Annotated in this window: 14 protein-coding genes and 1 tRNA gene; 2 read left to right on the top strand and 13 right to left on the bottom strand. The window is 71.2% G+C overall.

All coding sequences use genetic code 11. The features are described from left to right. Positions 1-8: 8 nt before the first annotated feature. The 11 genes from prfA to OG245_RS26440 all read right to left on the bottom strand — a co-directional run bounded on the left by prfA (position 9) and on the right by OG245_RS26440 (position 14,290). Entirely contained in the window at positions 9-1,085 is a 1,077-nt protein-coding gene (gene prfA / locus OG245_RS26490; RefSeq protein WP_073802672.1) for a peptide chain release factor 1, read from the bottom strand. Between the two features lie 157 nt (positions 1,086-1,242). Then, positions 1,243-1,467 (bottom strand): 50S ribosomal protein L31, encoded by a 225-nt coding sequence (rpmE, locus tag OG245_RS26485; RefSeq protein WP_018958997.1) that lies wholly within the window; start codon positions 1,465-1,467, stop codon positions 1,243-1,245. 154 nt (positions 1,468-1,621) lie between these two features. Next, a complete protein-coding gene (locus OG245_RS26480) occupies positions 1,622-2,725 on the bottom strand; it encodes an LCP family protein (RefSeq protein ID WP_371625930.1) in 1,104 nt (367 codons plus the stop codon). Between the two features lie 188 nt (positions 2,726-2,913). Further along, complete coding sequence (locus OG245_RS26475; protein ID WP_371625929.1) at positions 2,914-4,635, bottom strand: trypsin-like serine protease; 1,722 nt, start codon at positions 4,633-4,635, stop codon at positions 2,914-2,916. A gap of 150 nt (positions 4,636-4,785) precedes the next feature. Further along, positions 4,786-6,831 carry a transcription termination factor Rho gene (gene rho / locus OG245_RS26470; RefSeq protein WP_371625928.1) on the bottom strand — a complete coding sequence of 682 codons (2,046 nt, stop codon included), beginning with the start codon at positions 6,829-6,831 and terminating at the stop codon, positions 4,786-4,788. Positions 6,832-7,222: 391 nt separating this feature from the next. After that, positions 7,223-8,140 carry a homoserine kinase gene (gene thrB / locus OG245_RS26465; protein WP_371625927.1) on the bottom strand — a complete coding sequence of 306 codons (918 nt, stop codon included), beginning with the start codon at positions 8,138-8,140 and terminating at the stop codon, positions 7,223-7,225. Between the two features lie 398 nt (positions 8,141-8,538). Further along, positions 8,539-9,609 (bottom strand): threonine synthase, encoded by a 1,071-nt coding sequence (gene thrC / locus OG245_RS26460; protein ID WP_371625926.1) that lies wholly within the window; start codon positions 9,607-9,609, stop codon positions 8,539-8,541. 7 nt (positions 9,610-9,616) lie between these two features. Then, positions 9,617-10,915, bottom strand: a complete 1,299-nt coding sequence (locus OG245_RS26455) for a homoserine dehydrogenase (RefSeq protein ID WP_371627995.1) — start codon at positions 10,913-10,915, stop codon at positions 9,617-9,619. 98 nt (positions 10,916-11,013) lie between these two features. Then, a complete protein-coding gene (gene lysA / locus OG245_RS26450) occupies positions 11,014-12,405 on the bottom strand; it encodes a diaminopimelate decarboxylase (RefSeq protein ID WP_371625925.1) in 1,392 nt (463 codons plus the stop codon). Positions 12,406-12,437: 32 nt separating this feature from the next. Then, positions 12,438-13,679: an ArgS-related anticodon-binding protein NrtL gene (gene nrtL / locus OG245_RS26445; protein WP_371625924.1), complete on the bottom strand. Its 1,242-nt coding sequence runs from the start codon at positions 13,677-13,679 to the stop codon at positions 12,438-12,440. Positions 13,680-13,855: 176 nt separating this feature from the next. Then, the gene (locus OG245_RS26440) at positions 13,856-14,290 is read right to left on the bottom strand and encodes a response regulator (RefSeq protein WP_371625923.1); all 435 of its coding nucleotides are present in this window, start codon (positions 14,288-14,290) and stop codon (positions 13,856-13,858) included. 190 nt (positions 14,291-14,480) lie between these two features. On the opposite strand from OG245_RS26440, the gene OG245_RS26435 reads away from it, so the two are divergent. Then, positions 14,481-14,552: transfer RNA gene (locus tag OG245_RS26435), tRNA-Arg, on the top strand. Positions 14,553-14,675: 123 nt separating this feature from the next. On the opposite strand, the gene OG245_RS26430 is transcribed toward OG245_RS26435, so the two are convergent. After that, a complete protein-coding gene (locus tag OG245_RS26430; RefSeq protein ID WP_371625922.1) occupies positions 14,676-15,248 on the bottom strand; it encodes a hypothetical protein in 573 nt (190 codons plus the stop codon). A 226-nt stretch (positions 15,249-15,474) separates the two neighbouring features. Further along, positions 15,475-15,801 (bottom strand): hypothetical protein, encoded by a 327-nt coding sequence (locus tag OG245_RS26425; protein ID WP_371625921.1) that lies wholly within the window; start codon positions 15,799-15,801, stop codon positions 15,475-15,477. A gap of 256 nt (positions 15,802-16,057) precedes the next feature. On the opposite strand from OG245_RS26425, the gene OG245_RS26420 reads away from it, so the two are divergent. Then, the gene (locus OG245_RS26420; RefSeq protein WP_371625920.1) at positions 16,058-16,684 is read left to right on the top strand and encodes a hypothetical protein; all 627 of its coding nucleotides are present in this window, start codon (positions 16,058-16,060) and stop codon (positions 16,682-16,684) included. Positions 16,685-16,795: the final 111 nt, after the last annotated feature.

Raw genomic sequence — 16,795 nt, 5'->3', positions numbered from 1 at the left:
CGGGTCGCTTACGCGTTGGCGAGCTTGGCGGCGGAGTCGGCGTCGACGCAGGCCTGGATGACGGCGTCCAGCTCTCCGTCGAGCACCTGGTCCAAGTTGTACGCCTTGAAGCCGACGCGGTGGTCCGAGATGCGGTTTTCCGGGAAGTTGTACGTCCGGATCTTCTCGGAGCGGTCGACGGTGCGGACCTGGCTGCGGCGTACGTCGGAGGCCTCCTGCTCGGCGGCCTCCTGGGCGGCGGCCAGCAGCCGGGAGCGCAGGATGCGCATGGCCTGCTCCTTGTTCTGGAGCTGGCTCTTCTCGTTCTGGCAGGACGCGACGACGCCGGTCGGCAGGTGCGTGATGCGGACGGCGGAGTCGGTCGTGTTGACGGACTGGCCGCCGGGCCCGGAGGAGCGGTAGACGTCGATGCGCAGGTCGTTGGCGTGGATCTCGACGTCGACCTCCTCGGCCTCGGGGGTGACGAGCACGCCCGCGGCGGAGGTGTGGATGCGGCCCTGGGACTCGGTGGAGGGCACGCGCTGCACGCGGTGCACGCCGCCCTCGTACTTCATCCGGGCCCAGACGCCCTGGCCGGGCTCGGTGGCGCCGTTGCCGCCCTTGGTCTTGACCGCGACCTGGACGTCCTTGTAGCCGCCGAGCTCGGACTCGGTGGAGTCGATGATCTCGGTCTTCCAGCCGACGCGCTCGGCGTAGCGCAGGTACATGCGCAGCAGGTCGCCCGCGAACAGGGCGGACTCGTCGCCGCCGGCGCCCGCCTTGATCTCCAGGAGCACGTCCTTGTCGTCGCTGGGGTCGCGCGGGACGAGGAGGAGGCGGAGCTTCTCGGTGAGCTCTTCGCGCTGCTTCTCCAGGTCCTTGACCTCGGCGGCGAAGTCGGGGTCGTCCGCGGCGAACTCGCGGGCGGTCTCGATGTCCTCGCCGGTCTGCTTCCAGCTCCGGTACGTGGAGACGATCGGGGTCAGCTCCGCGTAGCGCTTGTTCAGCTTGCGCGCGTTGGCCTGGTCGGCGTGGACCGACGGATCGGCGAGCTTCTTCTCAAGACCGGTGTGTTCACCGATCAGTTCCTCGACCGCCTCGAACATTCGGGGGCTCCTGATTGGTTGTGCGGCTGCGGGCCTGCTGGAGGGCGTACTGCCCGGTGGGGTGTCCGGCGGGGGTTCCCCCCGCGCACCCGACCGGAAAAAACGCCGGTTCCGACGCCCCCGGGAAGAGGGCGCCGAGAACCGGCGCAGTGGCTCGCTACTTGCTGGCGGAGCCGGCAGCCTTGCCGAAGCGGGCCTCGAAGCGGGCCACGCGGCCGCCGGTGTCGAGGATCTTCTGCTTGCCCGTGTAGAACGGGTGGCACTCGGAGCAGACGTCGGCACGGATGTTGCCGCTGTCGATGGTGCTCCGGGTGGTGAACGACGCACCGCAGGTGCAGCTGACCTGCGTCTCGACGTACTCGGGGTGGATGTCGCGCTTCAAGGTGTCTCCTAGTTTCGGGAGGGCGCCGGGTCGTCCGCGCGGATTGCGCGGCCGTGAACCGGGGCCGACGTACCAGTCTGCCAGGACCGGCCGTATCTCCCAAAACCGGGGGCGGGGCGCAGGTATTCCCCGACGGAGCGTGACGGGTGGGTGGCTACTCGACGACCTCGTCGGCGTCGCCCTTGTCGCCGGCCGACTTCTCGGTGGCGGAGGCGGGGATCGGCCGGTCGTGCTTGAGGGCGGCCCAGACCTGCCGGCCGGCCTTCTCCTGCGGCAGGACCCGGTTCGGGTCGGCCGGGTCGTACTCCACGGGCAGGGTCACCATGTGGACGTTCTCGGCGTTCAGCCCCTTGAGGCCGCTCGCGAAACCGGTGAGTTTCTTGACGGAGCCGAGCCCGGAGTCGGTGGTGACGGCCTTGGTGGCGGCGTCCGCGAGGCCGTAGAGCTTGGTGGGGCTGGTGAACGCCCCGACGCTCTTCGCCTGCTCCATCAGCGCCTTGATGAACGCCTGCTGGAGCTGGATGCGCCCGAGGTCGCTGCCGTCGCCGACGCTCTTGCGGGTGCGGACGAGGCCGAGGGACTCCTCGCCGTTCAGCGTGTGGGTGCCCGGCTCCAGGTCGAGGTGGCTCTTGGAGTCGTCGATCGCGGTCTTCGTGGTGATCTCGACGCCGCCGAGTTCGTCGATGAGCTCCTTGAAGCCGGTGAAGTCGACTTCCAGGTAGTGGTCCATGCGGATGCCGGACATCGACTCGACGGTCTTCACCGCGCAGGCGGGCCCGCCGACCTCGTAGGCGGTGTTGAACATCGCCCGGTGTTCGGCGCCGACCGGGTCGCCCGTCGTGTCACTGGCGCAGGCGGGGCGCTCTATCAGGGTGTCGCGGGGTATCGAGACGACGCTGGCGGACTTGTGGCCCTTGTCGACGTGCACGACCATCGCCGTGTCGGAGCGGGCCGCGCCCTCGTCGTCGCCGTACTTCCCGTTGTCTCCGGAGCGCGAGTCGGAGCCCAGGACCAGGATGTCCTGCGAGCCGTCGTCGACGTCGTCGGGGCGGTCGGTGCCGAGCTTGGCGTCGATGTCGATGCTGGAGAGGTTGCCGTCGAGCGCCAGGTAGGCGTATCCGAGTCCGGCCCCGCCGACGACCACGACACCCGCCGCCGTCCAGGCCGCGACGACCTTGGCACGGTGCCTGCGGGACGGTTTCCTCCGTCGGCTGCCGGTGCCGCGCATGCGACCGGTGCCCCTGCTCTGCTCGCTCACGCGTCTCCTTGTCGTTCCCGTGGCCCGTCTGCCCCCCCTGCCGTGGTGTTCCACGCCCGGTCGGCCTCTCCCGGAGGGACGGCCGAAGCAGCAAGAAGGGTTGCACACGCGCCTGTGGCCCCCGTCGGGGACGGGGGCCACAGGGCGTCCGGGCGGGTGGGCGGTGATCAAACCGCTCACCTGCGGTTTCAGCCGACGGTGTAGTAGCTGTTCCAACCGCTGCCGAGCTTGATCTGTGTGGTGAAGATCTCCGGGCCGGCCTGGCCCGTGCCCTTGAGGAGGTACAGGCCACCGGAGGTGGAGCGGGCCACGAGGTCGGCCTTGGCGTCCCCGTTCACATCACCCGGGGTGACCAGGAGGTCGTAGGTGGACCAGTCGCTGCGGACCTTGACCGGCTCCTCGAAGGGTGCGGTGGACTTTCCGGTGCCCTTGATCAGGTAGAGGTCGTTGGTGCCGCCGCGGCGCACGAGCAGATCGTTCTTGCCGTCGTAGGTGAGGTCGCCGTGGCCCCGCACCTGGTTGTAGACCTGGTACCCGGTCCCCGACCTGACCGCGGTGTTGAACTTGCCGTTGCCGTAGCTCGGGTAGGTCATGAGGTCGCCCTTGGCGGTGACCGCGAGGATGTCGCCCTTGCCGTCGTTGTTCACGTCACCGGGGGCGACGATCGCCCGGACGGTCTTCCAGTTGCTGAAGATCTTCGTCTTCGCGTAGGTCGCGCTGCTCGCCGAGCGGTGCAGCCAGTAGACGTCCCCCGTCGACCCATCACGGGCGATCAGGTCCTGGTGGCCGTCCCGGTCGAGGTCGGTCTGGATGAACAGGTTGTACGCGCTGTAGGAGCCGGCGAGCACCTTGCGTGCGGCGAGCTTCTCGCCCGACGAGGGGAAGGTGTACGCGGTGGCGCCGGTGGACCGGGCGAACAGGTCGGCCCGGTGGTCACCGCTGAAGCTGGTGTCGTCGATGCGGGGCTGGATCGACCGGTAGTAGGTGGAGACCTTCGTGTAGGCGTCGTACGTGCCCCGGAGGTTGCATGCCTGGAAGTCGGTGGCGGGGCCCCAGGAGGTGATGCCGATGATGCGTCCGGTGACGAACATCGGACTGCCGGAGTCGCCGGGGCAGGTGGCCTGTCCGGTGGCGTCGTCGCCGGTGCCGCCGACACCGGCGCAGATCATATGACCGGGCTTGTAAGCGCCCGGGACGCCGATGGCCCCGTCGAGGTTCTCGGAGCACTCCGCGTCCGAACGCAGTGGCTGCTCCAGCCGCAGCAGGGTGTCCGACAGAGGGGAGAAGTCCCAGTCGGAACCGGTCATGCCCCAGCCATAGGTGGTGGCGGTCGTGCCCGGGACATAACGCGCGGTGTCGCCGTACGAAGCAGGCTGCGCCGACTTGTAGGGAAGCGGCTTGGAAAGCGTCAGCAGCGCGATGTCGTTGTCGATCTCGGCCGCGTTGTACGAACCCGCGAAATAGGAACGGGATATTCCGACGGCGGTGCCTTCGTCGTTGGGTCCGCCGGCAAGTTTCGCCGTTCCCGCCAGCACGAGCCCGCGGCCGGCCATGTCGAGGGCCTTGCCGTTCTCGTCAGTGACGCAATGGGCTGCCGTCATCACCTTGTTGGGGGCGACCAGGGTGCCCCCGCAGGAGAAGTAGAAGATGCCGTCGTTGTCGTACTCGAAGAGGAGCTGCACCATCCAGGGCGCGTCCTTGAAGGCCGTGTTCGTCCCACCGATGATCTTCGGTGAGAGCTTCTGCGGGCTGACCACCTCGACGCCCTTCGGCGGCAGGAATCGCTCACCGCCCTCGGCCGCCTGGGCTCCGGCCGTCAGGCCTCCGCCCAACAACGCCAGTGCGGCGGCGGCGGCCGCCACCAGACGACCGGCTATGCGTACTGATCCGGCATGGCGCGATATGCGCACGCAAGTCTCCCGTTTTCCCAAAGGCGTCGAGTGAATGTGCCGCAAGTGGGGGGAGATTGTCGGCGATTTGATATTACATGCAGGAATCCGCCCCGTCACTTGAGTAACGGGGCGGATTCACCGGACAGTTGCCGAACGACGAAACAGCGGTCAGTCGTTGCCGTTTCCGCTGCCCGGCGTCGTCTTCTGGATCTGGAGCAGGAACTCCGCGTTGGACTGGGTCTTCTTCATCCGGTCCAGGAGGAGCTCGATCGCCTGCTGCTGGTCGAGCGCGTGCAGCACCCGGCGCAGCTTCCAGACGACCGCCAGCTCGTCGGTGCCGAGCAGGATCTCTTCCTTGCGGGTGGAGGACGCGTCGACGTCCACCGCCGGGAAGATGCGCTTGTCCGAGAGCTTCCGGTCGAGCTTGAGCTCCATGTTGCCGGTGCCCTTGAACTCCTCGAAGATCACCTCGTCCATGCGCGAGCCGGTCTCGACGAGCGCGGTGGCCAGGATGGTCAGCGAGCCGCCGTCCTCGATGTTGCGCGCGGCGCCGAAGAAGCGCTTCGGGGGGTAGAGCGCGGTCGAGTCGACACCACCGGACAGGATGCGGCCGGAGGCCGGCGCCGCGAGGTTGTACGCGCGGCCCAGGCGGGTGATCGAGTCGAGCAGGACGACCACGTCGTGACCCAGCTCGACGAGGCGCTTGGCGCGCTCGATGGCCAGCTCGGCGACGGTGGTGTGGTCCTCGGCGGGACGGTCGAAGGTCGAGGAGATGACCTCGCCCTTCACCGACCGCTGCATGTCGGTGACCTCTTCCGGACGCTCGTCGACCAGGACGACCATCAGGTGGCACTCGGGGCTGTTGACCGTGATCGCGTTGGCGATGGCCTGCAGGATCATGGTCTTGCCGGTCTTCGGCGGGGCCACGATGAGTCCGCGCTGGCCCTTCCCGATCGGGGCCACCAGGTCGATGATCCGCGTCGTCAGGATGTTGGAGTCGGTCTCCAGGCGGAGCCGGTCCTGCGGGTAGAGCGGGGTCAGCTTCTGGAACTCGGGGCGGCCGCGGCCCGACTCGGGGGCCATGCCGTTGACCGAGTCGAGGCGGACCAGCGCGTTGAACTTCTCGCGCCGCTCGCCGTCCTTGGGCTGGCGCACCGCGCCGGTGACGTGGTCACCCTTGCGCAGGCCGTTCTTGCGGACCTGGGCGAGCGAGACGTACACGTCGTTCGGGCCCGGCAGGTAGCCGGAGGTCCGGATGAACGCGTAGTTGTCGAGGATGTCCAGGATGCCCGCGACGGGGATCAGGACGTCGTCGTCGGCCACCTGCACATCGCTGGCGAAGTCGTCGCGCCCGCGACGGCCACGGCGGTCGCGGTAGCGGCCGCGACGGCCACGGCGGCCGCCCGCCTCGTCGTCGAAGTCGTCCTGCGGACCGTTGTCGCGGTTCTGCTGGCCCTGCCCCTGGCCGCCACCGCCCTGGCCCTGGCGCTGCGGGCGCTGCCCGCCGCCGCCCTGCTGGCCCTGGTCGTCGCCCTTGCCGCGACGGTCGCGCTGGCGCTCACGGCGCTCGCCGCGCTCACCCCGCTCACCGCGGTCGCGACGGTCTCCGCGACGGCCCTCGGCCGTGTCGGCGGAGGCCTCGGCCCTGGCGTCGCCCTTGGGCTCGCCCCGCTCCTCGGTCTTCTGCTCGGCCTGGGGCTCCGCCTTGGCCTTGACCTCGGTCTTCGCCTCGGTCTTGGTGTCGGGGCTGCCCGCCTGCGCGGTCGCACGGCGGCGACGACGCTCGCCCGCGGGCTGGTCGTCGCTGGCCGGCTGACCGGGGATGTCGATCTGCTGCTGGGCCGTGTCCTTCTCGGCTGCGGCAGCGGCGGGCTCGTCCCCGGTGCGCGCCTTCGAGGTCGCGCGGCGCTTCGGCTTGCTCTCCGCCTCGGCGGGGGCCTCTGCGGCCTTGGAGGAGGCCTTGGGGGCGGCGGATCCGCCACCCGCCTGCGCCTCCTTGATGACCTCGATCAGCTGGCTCTTGCGCATCCGCGCAGTGCCCCTGATGCCGAGGCCGGACGCGACCTGCTGCAGCTCGGCCAGGACCATGCCCTCAAGGCCGGTGCCGGAGCGGCGGCGCCGTGCGGTGGTGCCAGTGGCAGCACCTTCGGCGGGCGCGGCGCTGTCGACGCTCTTGTCGGCAGTCACGCCCATCAGATCGGTGGTGTCGCTCACGAAGGGTCCTTCCCTGGAGCGGACGTCGGCCTTCTGGCTCGGCGACCGGTTGTGCTGTCCGACTGCGGTCTGTTGATCTTGCTGGATCGCGGACCTTGCCGGGGCGGTGGTCCGCCGGGTGTACGGCGGAGAGATGAACGTGCGGGGTCCGGCGCGAGATCCCCCTGCTCGGCCCACTCCTGGACGAGCGAGGGGTGTCGTGCCGGTTCCGGAGCGTGCTCGAAACTGCTCAGGCAGGCTGCTCAGGCAGTTGGGGAGGCTCCCGGAAGAATGGTGGTCCCGGAGGGGGACACGAAGCAACGCGCCTCAAAGACGTCGGTTGCAGACTTGAGGTTAACACTACCGGCTCCAACAAACATTCCCCCTCTCGCTCACCGGTAATCACATGTGGTCACGCGGCCAGCGGCAGCACACTGGCGCCCGTCGCGTCGAGGGCCAGCCGGTTCGCCGCCCAGCCCTCCCCCGCCAGTCGGGCGACCTTGTCGGCCGAGCCCTCCTCCGTCAGCGCGAGGACCGTGGGCCCGGCGCCGGAGATGACCGCGGGCACGCCGTCGGCGCGCAGGCGGTGGACCAGTTCCACGCTCTCCGGCATGGCGGGGCCCCGGTATTCCTGGTGGATCCGGTCCTCGGTCGCGGCGAGCAGCAGTTCCGGGCGACGGGTCAGGGCCTCGACGAGCAGTGCCGCCCGGCCTGCGTTGAGGGCCGCGTCGACGTGCGGGACGGTGCGCGGGAGCAGGCCGCGCGCCGTCTCGGTGAGCACCGGGCGCCCGGGGACGAAGACCACCGGGACGACGGATCCGGCGGGGTCCATCCTGATCGCCCGGGCCGCGCCGCCGTCCATCCAGGCGAGCGTGAAGCCGCCGAGCAGACAGGCCGCGACGTTGTCGGGGTGCCCCTCGATCTCGGTCGCCAGCTCCAGCAGCGCCGCGTCGTCGAGGCGGGCGTCGCCGCCGGTCGTCACGGCGCGGGCGGCGACGATTCCGGCGCAGATGGCGGCGGAGGAGGAGCCGAGGCCGCGGCCGTGCGGGATGCGGTTGGCGCAGACGATCTCCAGACCGCGGGGCTGGCCTCCGAGCAGGTCGAACGCGGTGCGCATCGAGCGCACGAGCAGGTGGCTCTCGTCGCGGGGCAGCGTCTCGCTGCCCTCACCTGCGATGTCGATGTTCAGCCCGGAGTCGGCGACCCGGACGACGACGTCGTCGTACAACCCCAGCGAGAGGCCCAGGGCGTCGAAACCCGGACCCAGGTTGGCGCTGGTTGCGGGGACGCGCACCCTGACGGCGGCGGCTCGGAACGCGGGACCGGCCATCGGTCGGACCACTCCTTGTAAGGCGGCGGGGATGCAGTGCGGTGGCTCTGCGGCGGCGGGGCCTGAGGGCGGGGCTCAGGGGCGGGGGCGAACGGCGGGGGTCATGGCGGTGGGGGTCGCGGCTGTGCGGAGGGCTCCGAGACGGTGCGGGAATCCGGCGGCCGGCCCGGCGGCCACGACGGGGACCGCAACCGTGGCGGTCCGGCGGGCGGATACCGGGCGGATGGGGTACAGCTTATCGAAGGAAGGTTCTGCGGCGACATAGGGCGCACAGGAGGCGCACGATGCGTGTCGCCCGCCTCCCATGCGCTCTCGGCCCGGGAAAGGGGCTGGTTGAGCGGGTTGCCACGGTTGCCCGGGCCGGCCGCGGCGCTGGGCCGCGACCGGCGCGCGAGGGATCAGACGAGTCCGAGCTTCTCGGCGGCGGTGGCCGCGTCGACCGGGACGGTGACCGGCTGCGGGGCGCCCGCGACGGCCCAGTCGGGGTCCTTGAGGCCGTTGCCGGTGACCGTGCAGACGATGCGCTGGCCGGGGTCGACCTTGCCCTCTTCGGCGGCCTTGAGCAGGCCGGCGACGGAAGCCGCCGACGCGGGCTCCACGAAGACGCCCTCCTGGGAGGCCAACAGCCGGTACGCGGACAGGATCTGCCGGTCCGTCACCTCGTCGATGAAGCCGCCCGACTCGTCGCGCGCGGCGAGCGCGTAGTCCCAGGAGGCCGGGTTGCCGATGCGGATCGCGGTGGCGATGGTGGAGGGGTCCTTGACGACCTCGCCGCGCACGATGGGCGCGGAACCGGAGGCCTGGAACCCCCACATACGCGGGGAGCGGGTCGAGACGCCGTCACCGGCGTACTCGGTGTACCCCTTCCAGTACGCGGTGATGTTGCCCGCGTTGCCGACCGGCAGGACGTGGATGTCGGGGGCGTCGCCGAGCGCGTCGACGATCTCGAACGCGGCGGTCTTCTGGCCCTCGATACGGACCGGATTGACCGAATTGACCAGCGCCACCGGGTAGTTGTCCGAGAGCGATCGGGCCAGGGTCAGGCAGTCGTCGAAGTTGCCGTCGACCTGGAGGATCTTGGCGCCGTGCACGAGCGCCTGGCCCATCTTGCCGAGCGCGATCTTGCCCTGCGGTACGAGGACGGCGCAGACCATCCCCGCGCGCACGGCGTACGCCGCGGCGGAGGCCGAGGTGTTGCCGGTGGAGGCGCAGATGACGGCCTTCGCCCCCTCCTCCTTGGCCCGGGTGATGGCCATGGTCATGCCGCGGTCCTTGAACGAACCGGTGGGGTTGGCGCCCTCGACCTTGAGGTGCACCTCGCAGCCCGTGCGCTCGGAGAGGACCTGCGCCGGAACGAGCGGCGTGCCGCCCTCACGAAGCGTGACGACGGGCGTCGTGCTCGTGACCGGAAGCCGGTCCCGGTACTCCTCGATGATGCCGCGCCACTGGTGGGTGCCCTTGCTGGTCATGGGTCCTTTACTCCCCTTCAACACGCATGATGCTGGCGACACCGCGCACGGTGTCGAGCTTGCGCAGCGCTTCGACGGTCCCGGAGAGGGCGGCGTCGGGCGCGCGGTGGGTGACGACGACGAGGGATGCCTCGCCGTCTCCGTCCGGACGTCCCTGCTGACGTACCGTGTCGATGGATACGCCCTGCTCGGCGAAGACCGTCGCGACCTGGGCGAGCACGCCCGGCTTGTCGGCCACGTCGAGGCTGATGTGGTAGCGCGTGACGACCTCGCCCATGGGGCTGACCGGCAGGCGCGTGTAGGCGGACTCACCGGGGCCGGTGGCCTCGCCCAGTTTGTTGCGGCAGACGGCGACGAGGTCGCCGAGGACCGCGGACGCGGTCGGCGATCCGCCGGCGCCGGGCCCGTAGAACATGAGCTGCCCGGCCGCGTCGGCCTCGATGAAGACCGCGTTGTACGCCTCGCGGACCGAGGCCAGCGGGTGGCTGAGCGGGATCATCGCGGGGTGGACGCGGGCGGTGACGGAGGCCCCGTCGGCGGCGCGCTCGCAGATGGCCAGCAGTTTGACCGTGCAGCCCATCCGGCGGGCCGAGGCGATGTCGGCGGCGGTGACCTCGGTGATGCCCTCGCGGTGCACGTCGCCGATCTTCACCCGGGTGTGGAAGGCGATCCCGGCGAGGATGGCGGCCTTCGCGGCGGCGTCGAAGCCCTCGACGTCGGCGGTCGGGTCCGCTTCGGCGTACCCGAGGGCGGTGGCCTCGTCGAGCGCCTCGGAGTAGCCGGCGCCGCTCGTGTCCATCTTGTCGAGGATGAAGTTGGTCGTGCCGTTGACGATGCCGAGCACCCGGTTGACCTTGTCCCCGGCGAGCGACTCGCGCAGCGGCCGCACCAGCGGGATGGCCCCGGCGACGGCGGCCTCGTAGTACAGGTCGCGGCCGTACTTCTCGGCGGCGGCGTGCAGGGCCGCACCGTCCTCGGCGAGCAGCGCCTTGTTGGCGGAGACGACGCTCGCGCCGTTCTCGAAGGCGGTGGTGATGAGCGCCCGGGCGGGCTCGATCCCCCCGATGACCTCGATGACGACGTCGATGTCGCCGCGCTCCACGAGCGCGGTGGCGTCGGTGGTGATCAGTGCGGGGTCGATGCCCTCACGCACCTTCGAGGGCCGGCGGACGGCCACGCCGGCGAGCTCGACGGGCGCGCCGATGCGCGCCGCGAGGTCGTCGGCGTGCGTCGTCATGATGCGCGCCACCTCTGAGCCGACCACACCACAGCCCAGCAGCGCCACCTTCAGCGGACGCGTACGCATCATCCGACCTCGTTTCTCATACATGCTCATTGGGGACCAGTCTCACTCACCGGACGGGAGTTTCTGACCCCCGTCCGGATCCTGAGATGACTATTTCATCAGCCGACATCGAGACGCAGGAGATCTTCCTCCGTCTCGCGCCGGACGATGACGCGTGCCTCTCCGTCGCGGACCGCGACGACCGGCGGACGCAGTGCGTGGTTGTAGTTGCTGGCCATGGAACGGCAGTACGCGCCGGTGGCGGGGACGGCGATCAGGTCGCCGGGGGCCAGGTCGGCGGGCAGGAACGCGTCCTTGACCACGATGTCACCGCTCTCGCAGTGCTTGCCGACGACCCGGACGAGCATGGGTTCGGCGTCCGAGCTGCGGGAGACGAGCGCGACGCTGTACTCGGCGTCGTACAGCGCGGTGCGGATGTTGTCCGACATGCCGCCGTCGACGCTGACGTACGTCCGCAGCCCCTCCAGGGGCTTGATCGTGCCCACCTCGTACAGCGTGAACGCGGTGGGTCCGACGATGGCGCGGCCCGGCTCGACGGAGATGCGGGGGGTGCGCAGCTTCGCCGCCTCGCACTCGCGGGTGACGATGTCGCTGAGCGCCTTGGCGATCTCGTGCGGTTCGCGGGGGTCGTCCTCGGAGGTGTACGCGATGCCGAGACCGCCGCCCAGGTCGATCTCGGGCAGTTCGACGCCGTGCTCGTCGCGGACCTCGGCGAGCAGCTGCACCACGCGCCGGGCGGAGACCTCGAAGCCGGCCATGTCGAAGATCTGCGAGCCGATGTGCGAGTGGACGCCGATGAGGTCGAGGCCGTCGAGGGCGAGGGCGCGGCGCACCGCCTCGGCGGCCTGCCCGTCGGCGAGCGCGATCCCGAACTTCTGGTCCTCGTGCGCGGTGGCGATGAACTCGTGGGTGTGGGCCTCGACGCCGACGGTGACGCGGATCTGCACCCGCTGGCGGACTCCGTGCCGCTGGGCGATGTGGGCGACGCGGACGATCTCCTGGAAGGAGTCGAGCACGATCCGCCCGACGCCCGCCGCGACGGCCCGCTCGATCTCGGCGACGGTCTTGTTGTTGCCGTGGAAGGCGATGCGCTCGGCGGGCATCCCGGCGTCGAGCGCGGTGGTCAGCTCACCGCCGGAGCACACGTCGAGGTTCAGCCCCTCTTCCTTCAGCCAGCGCACGACGGCGCGGGAGAGGAAGGCCTTCCCGGCGTAGAAGACGTCGGCGTCCGGCCCGAAGGCGTCGGACCAGGCGCGGCAGCGGGCCCGGAAGTCGCTCTCGTCGAGGAAGTAGGCGGGCGTGCCGAACTCCTCCGCGAGCCGGGCGACGGCGATCCCGCCGACGGTGAGGGCGCCGTCCGCGTCGCGGGTGACGGTGCGCGACCAGACCTTCTCGTCGAGGACGTTGAGGTCGGCGGCGGGCGCGGAGTAGTGCCCCTCGGTGAGGACGTCGGCGTGACGGGGTCCTGCGGGGTGTGCGGAGCGGCTCATCGTGATGTTCTCTCGGGTCTCTTCTGATCGCGTCAGAGGTGTTCGGGCGCGCGGATGCCGAGCAGGGACAGGCCGCCTGCCAGCACCGTCCCGGCGGCTTCGGCGAGAGCCAGCCGGGCACGGTGGGCGGCCGAGGGTTTCTCGTCACCGACGGGCAGGGGCGGGCAGGAGTCGTGGAAGTCGAAGAACGCGTGGGCGACGGCTTCCAGCTGCCGGGCGACCCGGTCGGGCGCGCGGTGACGAGCTGCTGCGAGCAGGACGCCGGGGTGGTCGGCGAGGAGGTCGAGGAGGGGGCGGGCCGCGCCGTCGTAGAGGACGGCGGCGTCGCCGTACGGGACGGGCGGGACATGCGGGGTGTACGGGACGGGCTGGGCGGACCGCGCCGACCGGGCCGGGCCTACGCCGTGGGCGGCGGGCTCGGCGTACGGGGCCGGCTCGGCGTGGCTTCCGCCGTGCGTGGCCCGCTCGGCGTACGGGGCCGGCTCGGGGTGCGGGGCCGGCTCGGCGGTGAAGCCGAGGAGGGCGGCCCCGCGGGTGAGCGCACGGGTCCTGGCGTGGGCGTAGCGGACCCGGAAGAGCGGGTTGGCCTCGCCCTGGACGAGCAGTTCGGGGCCGAGGGCGGCGCGGTCGTGGCCGGCGGGCCGCAGGAGCCCCCAGCGGGCCGCGTCGGGCCCGAGCCGCTCCAGCAGCTCTCCCGCGGTGGCCCCGGCGGGCACGGGCCGGACCTCGGTGAGCGGCACGGGGGGCGTCCCGTGCGCGTCGACGGTGACGCCGAGGCGGGCCCAGTCCGGGTCGGACGCCTGCTCGCAGCTGACCCGGACCCGGGCGCCCTGGGAGATGACGAGCCGGCGGACGGCGTGGGCGGTGACGGCGGCGCGGACCTCCCGCGCGTGGTGGAACTGGAGGATCTCGTCCCGGAGCGCGTCGCCGTGCCCGTACGCGAGGCCCTGTTCCCGTACGGCGTCGAGCACGGCCCGGTCGCCCACGGCCGGTGCGTCGAGGGTGAAGCTCAGGAACCCGGGTCCGGTGATCTCGACCCGCCCGACGCCGGGCTCGGCGGCGACGCGTTCCCGCAGGATGCGGGCGACCTCCAGGGCGGGCAGCGCGGCGGGCCCGGCGAGCTGGAGCGCGACGGCGCAGGCGTAGTCGCCGCTGCCGCCGGGCCTGGTCCTCTCCACCCGCACGCGCGCGGGCACGGGTGCGCGCAAGGCATCCTCGTCGACCGCGCGGCGCACGGCGTGCAGCACGGTTCGGGAGAGGTCGGCGGGGGTCACGGGTCAAGCGTAGGCGAGAGAGGGGGGCACTTCGCGACCCGGTTTCGCCATCCGGTCGGCAGGCCCCGGTCCGGCGCCCTCGACCGGCCGGCCGCTGTTCGGCACCGCGTCCGCGTCCGGGGCCGCGTCCGCGTCCGGGGCCGTGTCCGCGACCGGGGCAGGAGTCGTCGGCCCGGTCAGCCGGTGGCGCTCCCCGCCCGCCCGGCACCGCGCCGCCCGTCCGCCGAGGGCTCTTCCTCACCCGTCACCAGCCGACGGACGATCCGCACCAGCTCGCTCGGCTCGAACGGCTTCGCCAGGAACGCGTCGACCCCGGCTGCCACGCCCGCGTCGACCTCGTAGGGCGTACAGGCGCTGATGACGGCGATGGGAAGACGGCGGGTCCGCGGGTCGGAGCGAAGACGGGTGGCGGTCTCCAGACCGTCCAGCCGGGGCATCACGACATCGAGGGTGATCGCGTCGGGGCGGACCCGCTCGACCAGGTCCAGGCACTCGACACCATCGGCCGCGGTCACGACCTCGAAGCCCTCCAGCTCGAGATTGACCCTGATCAGCTGCCGGATGACCTTGTTGTCGTCGACAACAAGCACGCGGCCGTACGCCCCTGACACCCTTCGAGAGTAGGTCGACCGCAGGTGCGGCGTCCGGGTTTTGTCCACTTCCGCCCCGGACGGGTGGCCACCGCCCGCACGGGCCTCCCGGCAGGGAGGAAAAGGAGCGAAGGCACGGCGGAATACCTGTTCACGGACACCCCGTGGGAGCTGGTAGTGTTTCACCCGTCGCAGAGCAACACCGCGATACGCCCCCGTAGCTCAGGGGATAGAGCATCGGCCTCCGGAGCCGGGTGCGCAGGTTCGAATCCTGCCGGGGGCACTTCCGGATTGAAGAACCGGACCAGCAGAGGCTGGTCCGGTTTTTTCGTGTGTCAGACGCACTCCGCTCCCCCGCGGGGGCGAGCGGAGCATGGTCCCGCTCGCCGCCGCGCGGTGGGACGGGTCAGTACTTCCCGTCGACCGGGATCCAGCCGGACCAGGACTCGGGCTGGTAGAACTTGCCGGTGTCGCCGTCGTAGCGCAGGGCCCGGAGGCGTACGTCCCCGCCCTCGCGGTAGTCCTTGTCGCAGGTCGCCCAGGTGTCCACGCCGAGCCTGTTGACGCAGACCTCCTCGGCGCGGCCGTAGTCGGTGTAGACCCCGATGGCGGCGGACATGCCGTCCTTCTTCGTGTCGCCCGACCAGATGACGTCGCCGTTGTGCTGGAAGCACCCGCTGGAGCCGTAGGCGGTGGTCGAACCGAGGCACGCGCTCGACGACGGAGCGGTCTTGGCCGCGGCCACGGCTTCCGCCTGTCCGCCCGGTGCCGGGGTTTCCACCGGACCCGCCGGGGAGGGAACGTTCTCCCCGGGCTCCGTGGCCCCGCCCTCGACGATCCGCACGTCGGCCGGCATCCGTACTTCCTGGGGGCTCACCGGTGCGTCGTCGGCCAGCGCCGGCGGCCCGGTGACCGCCGAGAGCGCCAGCGCTGACGCGCCGGCGAGAACGCTCAACCTCGAGCGCCAGTTTCCACGCATGCCGCACTACCCCCGCGCCTGACCTCTGTTGCGAGATCATCAAATATCAATATGTGAACAGAGTGTGAGACTAAGAGATCGTCGTGACGGATGGAAGGGGCTTCTGTGACGCAGGGGCTCCATGGTGAGGACGGTGCGCACGCGGCGCGCACCCCGTGGGCACGCTGTGAGCACAGCGGGAGGGGCGGGCACACCTGGGTGTGCCCGCCCCTCCCGCGTACCGGTGTCACCGCGCGGGAGGCCCCGCGGCCGGTTCCCCCTCGGCGATGTCGTGGAACGAGAGATCGAGGGCGCACTCCGCCGGGATCGCGGCGGCGGACGTCTCGCACGCGGCGGGACCCGCCCCGGCCCGTCCGTCCGTCCCGGGCGGGCCGGCCCGACGCTCGCCCGTCTCGATGTAGCCCGCCATGCCGTCCACGGGAACCGGCGTCGCGGAGGCGGCGGGGCCGACGGGCCGGGTGGCGTCGGGGCTGTCCGACGACGAGCAGGCGGCTACGCCCGCCGTGGCGCACAGGACGAGTGCGGCTGAGACCGCGACGGTGCGAAATCGCATGAAGATCCCCCTACGCGGGCGCCCGGACATCCGGGGCGTCAGTTGATCCACGGTGCCACACCGCGCGGGGCGGAGGGCGGAGAACGGGTGAAGATGACGCGCGGGCCGCGTCCTGTGCGCTGGGCCGAGGGCCCGCCTCCCGTCAGGGACCGCCGCGGCCGGGCGAACCCGAGCGCGAGGGCGAGGGCGAGGGCGATGGCGACCGGGCGGATCGAGGTCGCGGGAAGCGGAAAGCCGGAAGCGGGATGATTCTTCGGTGGACGCCTTCCGTGAGAACACTGCCGACGTGCGGCCCGTGCGTCGCCGCCGGGTGCCGGTCGCGTGCGTCGTCGCTCTCGTGCTCCTCGCCTGCGCCGCCGCCACGGTCGGCGTGTTCTCCTGGGTCGCCGACGAGGTGTCGTCCGACCTGACGGACCAGGAGATGACCTGCTGCTGGGAGGACGGAGCCACGCCCGGCTGGATGAGCGGCCAGTTGGGCATCCGCGTTCCGGAGGGAGCGTCGGACCGGCGGGCGGGCTACAAGGTCGGGCAGCGTTACGACACCGGGCTGCTCTCCTTCGTCCTGACGAGCGAGGAAGCGGAGACGTACACCGGCCGGCTCGTCGAGAAGGACACGGTGATGGTCGGGAACTCCCACCCCGAGGAGAAGGGGTACCGCCCCGCGGCCGCCTTCGGCCACCTCGGACTTCCCGAGCCGGAGACGCTCGTACGGGGGCTGCGGACGACCAGCCTCTGCCCCGATGACCTCACGACCCCGGAGGGCACGTACCTCCAGCGCTGCGTGGACCTCTTCGTCCACGAGCTCGACGCGGACACCACGCGGATCTACGTCCGGTCGACCGTCGAACCCTCCGTGACGCCTCCCGTGAAAGAGGCTCAGTAGGCCTGTCGGGCGGGCCGGGCCGGACTTTTCGGTGACCGGGCGGCAGTCCGCGACGGGCCTCGTGCGTGGCGCCGGACAGAACCGGGCAGAGTGAGGGGGACTGTTAAGGCT

It is taken from the genome of Streptomyces sp. NBC_01116 (assembly GCF_041435495.1).
Taxonomy (GTDB): domain Bacteria; phylum Actinomycetota; class Actinomycetes; order Streptomycetales; family Streptomycetaceae; genus Streptomyces.
Note: the sequence above shows the minus strand (reverse complement) of the source record. Positions and strands in the feature narration are given on the sequence as shown.